The organism is Bacillus sp. DWP3-1 (assembly GCF_049896565.1).
Classification (GTDB): domain Bacteria; phylum Bacillota; class Bacilli; order Bacillales; family Bacillaceae; genus Bacillus.
Genome location: NZ_JAFCUN010000001.1, coordinates 463008 through 475535, shown reverse-complemented (window position 1 = coordinate 475535; position 12528 = coordinate 463008). Strand labels below are relative to the sequence as shown.

The 12528-nt window shown below is 42.1% G+C and carries 12 protein-coding genes; 3 read left to right on the top strand and 9 right to left on the bottom strand.

Features of this window, described 5'->3' with window-relative positions; genetic code table 11:
• Window positions 1-370 precede the first annotated feature (370 nt).
• Window positions 371-2587, bottom strand: a complete 2217-nt coding sequence (locus tag ACP7A0_RS02385; protein ID WP_106030937.1) for an RNA ligase — start codon at window positions 2585-2587, stop codon at window positions 371-373.
• A gap of 110 nt (window positions 2588-2697) precedes the next feature.
• Here ACP7A0_RS02385 and ACP7A0_RS02380 point away from each other — a divergent pair, with 110 nt between their 5' ends.
• The gene (locus ACP7A0_RS02380; protein WP_060596417.1) at window positions 2698-2889 is read left to right on the top strand and encodes a hypothetical protein; all 192 of its coding nucleotides are present in this window, start codon (window positions 2698-2700) and stop codon (window positions 2887-2889) included.
• A 12-nt stretch (window positions 2890-2901) separates the two neighbouring features.
• Here ACP7A0_RS02380 and ACP7A0_RS02375 read toward each other — a convergent pair whose 3' ends face one another.
• From ACP7A0_RS02375 to ACP7A0_RS02345, 7 genes are all read right to left on the bottom strand, one after another.
• Window positions 2902-3810: a DMT family transporter gene (locus ACP7A0_RS02375; protein WP_426004118.1), complete on the bottom strand. Its 909-nt coding sequence runs from the start codon at window positions 3808-3810 to the stop codon at window positions 2902-2904.
• A gap of 144 nt (window positions 3811-3954) precedes the next feature.
• A complete protein-coding gene (locus tag ACP7A0_RS02370) occupies window positions 3955-4677 on the bottom strand; it encodes a LutC/YkgG family protein (protein ID WP_106030935.1) in 723 nt (240 codons plus the stop codon).
• The gene (locus tag ACP7A0_RS02365; protein ID WP_095285208.1) at window positions 4677-6098 is read right to left on the bottom strand and encodes a LutB/LldF family L-lactate oxidation iron-sulfur protein; all 1422 of its coding nucleotides are present in this window, start codon (window positions 6096-6098) and stop codon (window positions 4677-4679) included. The genes ACP7A0_RS02370 and ACP7A0_RS02365 overlap by 1 nt, the downstream gene beginning before the upstream one ends.
• A gap of 21 nt (window positions 6099-6119) precedes the next feature.
• Window positions 6120-6836, bottom strand: coding sequence for a (Fe-S)-binding protein (locus ACP7A0_RS02360; protein WP_426004478.1), 717 nt, complete (start codon window positions 6834-6836; stop codon window positions 6120-6122).
• Between the two features lie 190 nt (window positions 6837-7026).
• Window positions 7027-7878: an SDR family oxidoreductase gene (locus tag ACP7A0_RS02355; protein ID WP_426004115.1), complete on the bottom strand. Its 852-nt coding sequence runs from the start codon at window positions 7876-7878 to the stop codon at window positions 7027-7029.
• A gap of 129 nt (window positions 7879-8007) precedes the next feature.
• Window positions 8008-8421, bottom strand: coding sequence for an Rrf2 family transcriptional regulator (locus ACP7A0_RS02350; RefSeq protein ID WP_106038673.1), 414 nt, complete (start codon window positions 8419-8421; stop codon window positions 8008-8010).
• Window positions 8422-8469: 48 nt separating this feature from the next.
• The gene (locus ACP7A0_RS02345) at window positions 8470-8943 is read right to left on the bottom strand and encodes a VOC family protein (protein ID WP_060596412.1); all 474 of its coding nucleotides are present in this window, start codon (window positions 8941-8943) and stop codon (window positions 8470-8472) included.
• Window positions 8944-9103: 160 nt separating this feature from the next.
• Here ACP7A0_RS02345 and ACP7A0_RS02340 point away from each other — a divergent pair, with 160 nt between their 5' ends.
• Window positions 9104-9547 (top strand): DUF2188 domain-containing protein, encoded by a 444-nt coding sequence (locus ACP7A0_RS02340; protein ID WP_060596411.1) that lies wholly within the window; start codon window positions 9104-9106, stop codon window positions 9545-9547.
• Between the two features lie 146 nt (window positions 9548-9693).
• Here the strand turns inward: ACP7A0_RS02340 and ACP7A0_RS02335 are convergent, their stop codons facing one another.
• Window positions 9694-10542 carry a Ku protein gene (locus ACP7A0_RS02335; protein WP_106030931.1) on the bottom strand — a complete coding sequence of 283 codons (849 nt, stop codon included), beginning with the start codon at window positions 10540-10542 and terminating at the stop codon, window positions 9694-9696.
• Between the two features lie 114 nt (window positions 10543-10656).
• On the opposite strand from ACP7A0_RS02335, the gene ACP7A0_RS02330 reads away from it, so the two are divergent.
• The gene (locus ACP7A0_RS02330) at window positions 10657-12522 is read left to right on the top strand and encodes a DNA ligase D (RefSeq protein ID WP_426004476.1); all 1866 of its coding nucleotides are present in this window, start codon (window positions 10657-10659) and stop codon (window positions 12520-12522) included.
• The last annotated feature ends 6 nt before the right edge of the window (window positions 12523-12528 follow it).

The following is a 12528-nucleotide window of genomic DNA, read 5'->3' as shown; positions in this document are numbered from 1 at the left end:
TATTAATATTTTAATTTCTTCTATATATACTTAAACACACTTATTTTTCTCCGTCATCACATTTTCTGAAAATAATAATAATTGAGAAATGATGCCTAGTCAGACAGCATCCAAAGGACTTAGAAATCTTGGCAGATATGTGTCATGCGGGTGACCTCTGCACTACACGTTCATTCTTGATCAATCGGAGACTGAATATGGCCGTCATATGTATCAATATGTTTGCTTTCCAAGAAGACGTGCTCCACCAAATAAAATCGCAAAAGCAAACATCGTTCGAAGAATCACTTCAATATGATCAGGCATATATGGGTCTACCTTTCAATTGCATCAAAAAAAGCCTTTTCCTTAGAAAAGACTCATGTTTAGACTATGCATTTATTTCATCATTATTCAATTGGGCAGCATCGCTTTGCTCAAATTGTGTTCGCAGCTCAATAATTGAGCTATTCCTGACATCATTGGCATCTTGCTCAAGAAGCCACGTATAAAATCTAGCTTGCTCCGCTGTTTGCAATGCCTGCATATATTTTTGTGTGGAACGTTTCTCGGCGACACGCTGCTTAATAGCACGCATCTGCTTCCAGAATTGATAATAAGGAAGCTTGAGCTTGGTCATAAAGCCTCTGTCATCCTCAATGACATATCCCTCTTCTTTAATAGAGTCGTCATGAGATACTGCCTGATACCATTTATAAAAAGACGTCCAATTATGGAACACAGCCACTTCCTGCTTGCAGGACATTCCAAGCTGTTCGCTTAACCTTTTCACTTCAGTGAATGGTGCTTTTTCATAGCTTAGCTGACGCTTCACAATATCAAGCAAAATGAGTTGATCTTGATCATATGTGATAATATGTGGGTCTTTCTCTGGTAAAATGACTTCAAACACAAGAGATACATTGTTGTCACGTACGTATGATTTGATGTAGTCGACCTGCACATCGTCAAAGGTTGCATAAAATAGCTCTTCGACCCAGGAAGCATGCGGATTTTGCTTCACATGTGATGTATACGATTTGGACGTAAACACCAATTCATTTTCCATTTCGTTATACCCAACCGTTCCTAAATATCCATTTGCTTTATCATAGACGGTAACAGGGAATTGAAGATGGTTCACTAGATGATGCATTTTTGTCTCCGGACGCTCGTCAATATTAAAAAATTTGTTGTAGCTTCTTGAAACAATCTGCTTTGACACCATATTGACAAACAAACCTCTTGCCTTCAAATTCACATCATCCCACTGCCGTTCACTAAAAGCTTTTTTCGTAAAATTAAAAGATGAAATATGGTGCGGAAGCTTTAATTCCTGTACATATTCATGCTGATCTAAGTGAGCTAAAAAGTCATCCAGTGAGATATCTGGTTGAAGAGCAGCCGATGGTTTTTTCTCAGAAGCTCTATAGACTGGGTTGTCAATTTCATGAGTCTCAATCCCGTCAGCTGTGATTTTCAAGACCCTCAGCTGCCCCCCGAATTCAACCTGGCCTTCTAGATTATAAGATCTTTCCGATGCTTGAATAGGCAGCCTGTATAAATTGCGATGCCCGTGAATTTGAATGACATCTAATCCAGCGGTGTTTTGAACAAACAAGTGGTCAATGTCATCTGAATATTCACCTACACCGTGAATGAGCTGCTGTGTTGAGACATGCAGAAGCTCTTCTGGCATATGAGCAAGCCCCCCGTGGGTAACAAGAAATGTCTTGCCATGGTACGTAAAATAAGTAAGCTGATGAAATGTTCTGACAAACTTCCGTACTTCTTTTAAATCAAAGTCTGCTGCTTCGATTTCAGGTGCAGTATGCCGGTTAAACATATTGCTTCTTACTTTTTCACCATGTGCAAACCGGTATAAATGCTGATCATGATTGCCCTCAATCACGATGACATTCCGGCATTCTCTATGTGCGAGCATCCATTCTAATACTTCCTTGTTTTCTATTCCTCTATCAAGCAAATCACCTGCAAAGATATAAAGTTCGTTTTCTTTAATATCTCCTTGTAAATAGGTGGTCAGAGCGGTATGACAGCCGTGAATATCTCCAAAGACATGAATGGCCTCATATTGATCGAAGGATCGAGGCTGATAGGTCATCACTTGCGGATATTCCTCAGGCTGCAAAACAGTCACCCACGATGGGACCTTTTCTGTTTTTAACCGCTCGTTCATTTGATATAAAACAGACTCCCGCACAACTTTGTGAGGTTCCCGTGAGCGATTTTGCAGAAGGGCTGTTTCAAGCGGCACCTGCGTGAAATCGACGACATACACCCTGTAACGATACGTAGTAGCTAACGACTTATATTGAGAAATCGACTTGCTTGTGACATGTGTCGCATCAATCACAGTAAAATCTCCACGTTCCATTCGGGCTGTGAGTAAATCAAATAATAAAGACCACACTTTATGATCATGCTTGCTCGTAATTTCCGGTTTCCCATTGACAGATAACTGCGGCGGCTGGGTCAAAAGACGGATCTGATCAGCTGATAAAGTATATGGCTCTAAGCCTTGCTCTTTGATCCAAGTTGATTTACCTACGCCTGGGAGACCTCGTAAAAGGACTAAAGTTCTCATATTGGTTCTCCTTTAATGAGTGATATTTTACCTATTATAGATAAATTATGGATAAATCTCAATCTTTTATTGATTATGGTAATATATAGATAGAAAGGGAGGTTTTACGTATGTCTAATGGAGAGAATATGGCATTCAATCTTGGAGATTTTTTATTTCAAGTGTTCTCTCTTCTATTCATTGCTGTTATCGTGACTATGATTGTCACCTCTTTTCGAATGATCAGAAGAAGACGAATGGAATTGAAGAAGGTTGAGGAAAGATTGAACAAAGTGATTGAAAAAAATGATTTAAAAGAGTAAAAAATCCGGGATTTAACCGGATTTTTTTGGTTTCATCACAATTCCTTGACGCTGCTGCATCAAAAAGAAAAAGACGCCTAAAAGGACAAGAAGACCTCCAAGCATTTGAAACAGCGTGACTTTCTCTCCAAGTAGCCATACAGCAAGAATCGTGGCCCCAACAGGTTCGCCAAGTATACTCATTGAAATCGTTGTGGCATTGACATAAGTTAAAAGCCAATTATTAATGACATGAGACATGGTGGGAATGATGGCAAGCAATAAAAAAATCCCCCACTCTTTACCCGGATAGCCTGTAAAAGGAGTTTGCTGCATTAGGTTGAATAGAATTAAAAAAAGACCAGCAAAACCAAACACACAAAAACTATAAATCCAATGAGATATTTTCCTTACAGCCTGTTGACCTATTAATAAATAACAAACAACCGCGATCACACTTAAAAAGGATAAAATGTCTCCTAGGATGGCTTCCTGGCTATGACCTATGTCTCCCCATCCAATCATGAGTGCACCAGCAATCGCTGCACACATCGTCAAGAGTACGGGCAGCGTGGTTCGTTCACGGAAAATGAGAAAGCCGCCTAATAAGGAGACCATCGGCTGAAGGGCGATAATAATAGTAGAGCTTGCCACAGTCGTCAGCTTCAGTGAGCCAAACCACAACACAAAATGGAGTCCTAAAAAGAAGCCTGACATACATAAGAAAAACCAGTCTCTGCGCTTTATTGAAAGAAATTCTTTTTTACGTGGCAGGATAAACGGCAGCATAAAAGCCGCGGCAAAGATCATTCGATACATGCTTAAAATAGCAGCAGGTGCATTTGACCATTTCACAATGATAGCAGAAAACGAAATGGCAATAATTGAAATCACAAGCGGTAGTGCAATTGATTTCTTTTGAGCAGTTGACTTCATTTCCATAAGCAGCTTCCTTTACATCAGCAGTAGATGAGAAGTTCATCTTGTATGTCGTCATCTTACTATGTCCAATCCGCTAGAGGCAAGATGATTTTAAAACTTGTGTGAGCTTTTTTGCATGAAAAAAAGGCTTTCATCTCGAAAGCCCTACTCATCATCTATCAATAGATAAACGGCCCGAACTGGACCATGAACACCTACCACTAAATTCATCTCAATATCCGCAGAGTTACTCGGACCTGATATGAAATGAATAGCACCTTTCGCCTGCTCCCCCTCTTCTACCGAGCGATTAAGAGCCGAAACAGCCTGAATCATCCGCGGAACCACTGTGCTTTTTTCGATACACACGATATACATCATCGGTAAAAAATGCAGCGCTCTGCCTTGGCCCTGATGGGATGAAAGGACGACTGTACCTGATTCTGCAAGGGTGTAATCACTGAATACAACCGAATATGTCGCTTGTTCTGCCAGCCTGATATTTTCTTCCCTTGATGCCTCAGCATTCCATCTGGTGACTGCGAATCCTTCGTGCTGCAAGCTGTCAAACATCGGATGAAATCCATATTGTTCAAAACGATGATCGACAGGCGTCATCACAGAACCCTCTCCATACTCTGTCATCAATAATCTTAATACAGAGGGCGCTTCCTCTGGTGTTGTTTCGACCACTCTTGTGTGAATTCGTTGACATTGCTTCTTCAGTTGCTCGACTAGTTCTTCTTTAGACAAAAGTCCGTTTGTTTCCCACTGGACTTGATGCTTCCAAGCTGGACGCTGAATAGATGCAGACGGGGAGGAATCTTTACCTAATTGCTTACGGATATGAGCTAAAAACGACTCTCGGTGAGAAATGGTTCCCTTCATCACTGCTCCTCCTTCTGTCTCTTTTTAAACCAATCTCTGAATCTTTCTTTACTTGGAGCTGGCAGGTCACGAATATCTGTCCAATTCTTTAAAGGACCTATTCCTTTTGAAATCTGTCCGTTTGAAGCCATACGATTCATCAATACAGGGGCTGCTTTTGTTCCGAATTGATACATTCCGGGAGTCGATGCGCCCATTCCGAACATTTTCATCGCCATCATTTCAGCTTTAGACGCTCTCCCCTCTTTTTCAACGATGACTTGTCGATGTTTTATTAATAACTCGTGAAGCGGGATCTTTACTGGACAAGCATCTGTGCAGGCTGCGCAAAGGCTTGATGCAAAGGGGAGCTCTTGGTAGTCATCATAGCCGCCAAGAAGCGGCGAAAGAACAGCGCCAATTGGCCCCGGATAAATCGATCCGTATGAATGTCCGCCCACATGCCGGTAAACTGGGCACACATTAATACAGGCTGCGCACCGGATACATTGGAGAACAGGCTGAAAGGCAGTACCTAATATATTGGACCGCCCATTGTCTACAATGACCAAGTGAAATTCTTCTGGTCCATCCACTTCTTCTTCTCCTTTTGGCCCGACGACAGAAATATAACTTGTTAATTTCTGACCAACTGCACTTCTGCACAAAAGACCAACAAGGACATCCAGTTCCTCCATCGTTGGAACAATCCGTTCCATGCCCATAACGGCGATATGTGTCTTCGGGATAGCCGTGACAAGATCCGCATTCCCTTCATTTGTCACAAGGCAAATGGAACCTGTATTGGCGACAGCAAAATTACAGCCAGTGACACCAATGTCAGCTTCGAGGAACTTTTCACGTAATATGGCTCTCACAAAACTCGTCATATCTTCAGGTGTCTCTGACATCTCATATCCGAGCTTTTCGTGAAAGACTTCTCGTATTTGTTCTTTCGTCATATGAAGAGCAGGTGCCACAATATGTGAAGGAGGTTCATGATCATCTACTTGCAGAATATACTCGCCAAGATCGCTTTCCACCACCTCACAGCCGATCTCTTCAAGCGCTTGATTCATTTCAATTTCTTCTGTGACCATTGATTTTGATTTAACGATCTTTTTGGCCGCTTTTTTCTGTGCCACATTTTGTATATACGCCGATGCCTCTTCCTTTGTTTTTGCAAAAAAGACATGTCCTCCACGTGCACTAACGCTTTCACTTAATTGGTATAAGTAGTCATCAAGATGCGTCAGCGTATGCTGCCGGATTTCCTCGCCAAGTTCTCGCCACTTTTCCCAGTTGCCAAGCTCTTCGCTCGCAGATAGCCGCCTTTCATACAGGCGTTCCTGCGCTGAGGATACAGCACCTCTCATGACAGTATCTTCTAACCCTTCCCCGATTCGTTCTTTAAAGCCCTTCTCTCCAATTTTCATACTCATGTGCCGTTCCCCCTCTTAAAGTCAGCGGCTATTTAATACTTCTGCGATATGCATCACTTGAATGGGCTTATCAAGACGATTCAGCCTCCCGCCAATATTCAGCAGACAGCCGCAGTCAGCACCAATAATGTATTCAGCGCCTGTCTCCTCTATGCTTTGGACTTTCTCATCGACCATTTGCTCAGAAATAGATGTCATTTTTACTGAAAAGGTTCCTCCAAATCCACAGCAATTTTCTGCGCACGGCAATGGTGTCATCGTCAAATCTTTGACATTTGACAACAGTGTGAAAGGTGCTTCCTTAATTCGCAGCAGTCTCGTCATATGACAGGATGTGTGATAGGCTGCGTTTCCTTTCAGGCTCGCCCCTACATCTGTGACGTGTAATATATCAACAATAAACTCGGTTAATTCATATGTTTTCTCAGCAAGTGCCTCAGCTTTTGCTGACCACACTGGGTCTTCTTTTAAAAGATGAGGATATTCTAAAAACATCGCCTTACAAGAACCTGACGGCGTCACGACATATTCAGCTGATTCAAAGGCTTTGATCATGTTTTTTGCTGCTTTGATGGTTTCTTTTGTATAGCCGCTGTTAAAGGCTGGCTGTCCACAGCACACTTGTGCCTCTGGAAATTCCACTTCTACACCGAGCCTTTCTAGTACTTTCACTGTCGCCTTTCCTACATTTGGCTGCATGGTGTCAATTAAACAGGTAACGAATAAATGGACTTTCATCGGCGAACTTCCCTTCTTTGCTGCAATTTGATTCATCATTTTGGTCATCTGATGACGAAATAACAGGCCTTATTTTCATTTTAATCCCAAATTTCTGAAATTTCAACGAAGTGATTTGTCTAAATTTGGACATATGGCATGTGTAGCTTGAATGAAAAAAACGCCCTTTTGATAGGGCGCTTGAGAAGATTTATTTTGAAATCAATTCACGAATTCTTTCTTCAATAGGTGTTAAGGGCCGGCCTAATAATGTTTCGAAATCACGGCTTTCAACAGCTAAGGCACCATCGCGTATGCCGCTTTGAATGGCTTTGACGAACGGAACAGCTTCTTTTGGTACACCATTTGAAGCTAAAAACCCTCCAAATGTGTCGACATCAATTTGCTCGACTTTGATCTCTTTTCCGCTTACCTCACTGACAATGTGTGCAAGTTCAGTATGCGTCCGAAGAGGTCCTGACAGCTCATATATCTCCTGGTCATGTACAGGAAGTGTTAACGCATTTGCGGCCGCTTCTGCGTAGTCATTTCTTGTTGCCCAGCCAACCTTGCCATCACCAATTGGACTTAAAAATGGTGCGCCGCTAACGGCTGCTAGAATCGTATCTTTTTCGTTTTCTACATACCAATTGTTTCTTAAAAACACATGAGGAATGCCAGAGGCCACAATCGCTTCTTCTGTTTTTGCATGGTCATGTGCAAGGACAAGCTGACTCTCTCTTGCACTCACAACGCTTGTATAAGCAATAAAGGATACACCAGCTGCTTTCGCCGCTTGGATGGCAGCCGTATGCTGCTGCACGCGGTCTCCTTCTGCAGTTGAAATGATCAAAAGACGGTCAATGCCTTGAAAGGCTGCCTTAAGGATGTCTGGCTGAGTAAAGTCTCCGTGGCGTACATCCACCCCAGCTTCCTTCAAATGTGCTGCTTTTTGCGGGTTTCGAACACTGACCGCAATTTGTTCAGCCGGTACCTTTGTAAGCAAATGCTGGACGACGAGCGATCCAAGTTGTCCTGTTGCGCCTGTTACTAATAACTTCATTTGTTTGACCTCCTCATTTTGTGATTCGACGGTGATGTTTTTACAGCTTTACGTATCCGTTTATTCGTTATAACCATATCGATTACAACAACTGGTGTAAAAAAAGCTCAAGTTCAGCCTGAGCTTCTTTTATTCTGACTCTGTCAACAATTGCTGGATGGTCACTTGTTTGAGGTGATTTTCAAGCGCTGCCTGAGCTTCTTTTAGTTCACTCCTCAGTCTTGTATCCATTGCTTGACCAATCGGACATGCGATGACTGGCTGATGGAAGTTAAATAATTCTTCATCCTCGCTTACATCGACAGCACGGTACACATCTAACAGCGTGATTTCCTCTGCCGGTCTTTTTAAATAAGCCCCGCCTACTCCACGGCGAATCTCAATAAGACCCGCCCGTTTGAGCATTGCCATCATTTTTCGAACAATGGCTGGATTTGAATTCACACTTTCCGCAATAAAATCCCCTGTACACTCTTTTGGAACACCTGCAATAAATGACAAAATATGAACAGCAATTGGATACCTGCTGCTAATTTGTTTCACAATCTTTCACCACCGTTGTAATCAATATAGTTACAATGAGTGATTTTGTCAATCAATAAACGGATTTTTCTTTCGATCCCAGTCCTCATATGTCATGATATCGTAGTCTTCTGCTGTATCAAGTTCAAGCGGGGCAATGCATTCAAGCAAATTCTCATCTGGGTCAAGAAAATAGATCGCTGCATGAAATTGCGGCGGATTATCCAGAACTAAAGGCTGTTCCTCTTCTGAAAAGCCAAACATTGGGTGAATACTGATGCCTTTTTCAACCAGCCAAGCCTTGATCTGTTCGATACTGGACGTTGTAATTTGAAAGGCAACGTGCCGAGTTGATGGATGGTATGGATAGGCGTTCATATCTACTTTCCACAAGCCAAGCCAGCTCTTTCCTTTCTCAATCCATAAAAAAGCAACTCGTTCATTTTCGTGAGCAAGTGTCAATTCCAATTTTTCATAAAACGCAATAGATGCCTTCAAATCACTCACAGGTAAATGGGCTTCATACAAACCTTTTATCATCATCAAAACCACTCCTTTTCTCCCTTCTATTCTGCTGGATTTGATGAGATTCCGCCTCAGCAAAACGATGTATTTTATCCCCTTCATTGGTTTGAGAAGAATGATATGTTTGATCCATTGCAGATGGGGGAAGGTGTTCAAATAAAAGAAAGGAGCGTTTCATATGCCTTGGACGATGAATGATTATCCGGCTTCATTTCAATCGTTAGATAACGTCATTCGAAAAAAAGCGCTTGAGATTGCCAACAAAATGATACAGGAAGGCTATGACGAAAATAGAGCCATCCCAATTGCGATCAGTCAAGCGAAAGAGTGGAAAAAGAATGCAACGAAGAATGAGATAGAGAATTTCTCAGCTCATGGTTCAGTCACGCCTTCTAAAAACAGCAGCTCCGCAAGACCAGAGCTCATGGATCATGCGCAGCATGTCGTCAAACATGAAGAAGGCTGGGCGGTTCAGACAGAGAAAGCGAAACGAGCAAGTGAGGTCAAAGAAACGAAACAAGAAGCAATTGACCGGGCAAAGGAGATTGCATCTAATAAAGGGACTTCTGTTGTTATTCACAGAAAAGACGGGGAAATTCAGGACGTGTTAAAACCGCAATAAGACCGCCCGTAAGCGGTCTCAGCGTGTAGGCAAACCCTCGCATTCGTTGTCAGGTCTGCGCTCCGGTGCTCGTCCTTCCTAGACTTCAAAGGTTTTCTATCACGCTGAAAAGAAGAAAGTGAAGACCGCTCGAAAGCGGTCTTTTCTTATGCATTCTTTTCTTTTTTCGCTGGTGCTTTTCTTTTTTTAGGAGCCGCTTTTTTCGCTTTGGCTGGTTTTGATCGGTCGATTGAAGCCTGTAGAGCTGCCATTAAATCAGTCACATTGGATGCAGGATCTTTTTTGCCTGTCGTTTCTGGCTGAACCGTATGTTCTCCAGATATTTTATCGCCAATTAAGTTCATCAGCTGTTCTCTGTATTCATCCTGATATGCCGCTGGATCGAAAGTTGTGGTTAATTGCTCGATTAAAAGGAGCGCTGTATCTAACTCCTTTTTCACAATGTTCTCCTCTTGGGGGATATTCGGTACATCAGATACTTGTCTAATTTCGTCAGGGAAATGAATGGTTTCCATCAGCAAAATATGTTCATAGCATCTAACGATCGCTAATTGCTCCTTTGAGCGGATCATAATTTTTGCCACGCCAATTTTCCCAGATTCCTCTAAAGCTTTTCTTAATAATGAATAAGCCTTCGCACCGCCCGTATCTGGTGATAAAAAGTAACTTCTTTCATAATAGATTGGATCAACCTCTTCTATTTTCACAAAATCAATGATTTCAACCGCTTTTTCTTCATTTTCTTTTCGCAGTTTTTCAAGCTCTTCCTCGTCTAATTCAATGAATTTATTTTTCGCATACTCGTACGCTTTGACGATTTGTTCTGGTGCCACCTCTTCCCCGCAGTTGGCACAAACCTTTTTATAGTTAATGGGCGTGTGACACTCTTTATGCAGCTGTCTTAATTTAATATCTTTGTTCTCTGTAGCAGTAAACAGCTTAACTGGAATATTGACTAGTCCAAAGCTAATGCCGCCTTTCCAAACTGTATGCATCGCGTCGCCTCCGTTCTTTTCTCCTTACTATGTAATGTTTTCGTTAGACTTATGTATGCGAATGAAAATTTCATCCCACTCTAAGAACACATCATATGAGGAAGTGACATGACAATGAAACCTATGCGATTAACGGCGGCACATGATATTCCTACCGGTTCAGACTGGGTGTATGAATTAAAATATGATGGCTTTCGGACCATCCTGATATGGGAGGAAAACGAGATTCATTTAGAAAGTAGAGCCGGAAAACGATTAAACGAACAGTTTCCTGAGGTTATTGAACAGTGCGAACAATTAAGGGACCAGTTTGCTCCTTTTTTACCACTTACGTTTGATGGGGAATTGGTCTTTTTACTGGATGAACAGCAAAGCGATTTTGCGAGGGTTCAGCAAAGAGGCAGGCTGAAAAACAAAGAGGCTATAAAGCTGCAGGCTGAGTGGTTTCCATGTCATTTGATTGCATTTGATCTATTAAGATGTACAGGGAGATCCCTTGTTGATTTACCGTTGATGGATAGGAAAAAACAGTTACAGCAAGTTTTCCAAGAAGCAAAACTTCCGCCAACTGTTCAGCTGGAGCACCCTTCCCTTCTTCAACTTATTCATACAGACACAAATCATGAATATATGAAAAAGTTGATGACGACGTATTTAGCAGAAGGACTCGTTGCGAAAAAAAAGACGAGTAAATGGCACGACAATACCCGGTCAAAAGAATGGCTGAAAGTCAAAAACTGGCGCTATGTCTCTGTCATTGTGACTCGTTTTGATAAAGAAAATGGCTATTTCCAAGGCTGTATTTATCAAGATCATCATCTCACCGAGGTTGTCCAATTCAAGCATGGGTTTTCTAAAGAAGAAGAACAAACGCTGCGTACACTCTTTCAAACAAAAGGCCAGCTAAAAGGAGCATCAGGATATGAAATCCCTCCTTCTATCGTCGCCAGCATTGCTTGTATATCCTTTGATGGATCCGCCTTAAGAGAGCCGCGTTTTTCTTCCTTTTTACTAGATACTGACCCAGCAGCATGTACGTTTCAGCAAATGCTCAAACAGCTGTATCCGCTCCCTGCCGTGATTGAGGTCACTCATCCTGAAAAACCGATTGTGTCGGCTCTTCATCTGAACAAGGCAGATTACTTACTTTATTTGAGACAAGCGGCTCCCTATCTCTTGCCCTTTTTACGTGAAAGACGACTTACTTTAATTCGGTTCCCTCATGGCGCTGGGGATGAATTCTTTTATCAAAAGTCGACACCTGATTATGCACCAGATTTTGTGTTGACCGATCAAGTTGATGATATTGCTTACACGGTCTGTAATGACCCGCAGACGCTTCTTTGGCTCGGTAACCAGCTTGCGATGGAATTTCATATTCCTTTTGAAACAAGGGATACGGACCGGCCGACCGAAATCGTCTTTGATTTAGACCCGCCATCTGTTAACGAGTTTCATCTAGCCATAGAAGCTGCCAAGCGAATCAAAGCGCTTTTAGACGGGCTCTTTCTTACAGCCTTTATTAAAACAAGCGGCGGTAAAGGACTGCAAGTGTATATTCCATTAAAGAAAAATGCCTTCACATACGAAGAAACGAGATCATTCACCGCGTTTATATGCCAATTTTTATGTGAACAAGCTCCTGAGCTATTTACTTTAGAACGCCTTAAGAAAAAACGCGGCAATCGCTTGTATTTAGACTATATTCAGCACGATGCTGGAAAAACAATCATCGCGCCCTATTCACCAAGAGGAAATGAGCTTGGACTTGTAGCGACACCGCTTGAATGGGACGAACTCCATCAAGATGGACTTCATCCTTCTTTGTTTACCATGCCAGTTGTTATAGAGCGTCTAAAGGAGAAAGGCGATCCATTCCGCCGCATGAGGCATCTTGTAAATGATGACACTTTCAGACAAGTCTTACATCGGCTTGAAGACATCATACCGGCACATAAGATGGACATACGCGGTCATTAAGCGTTA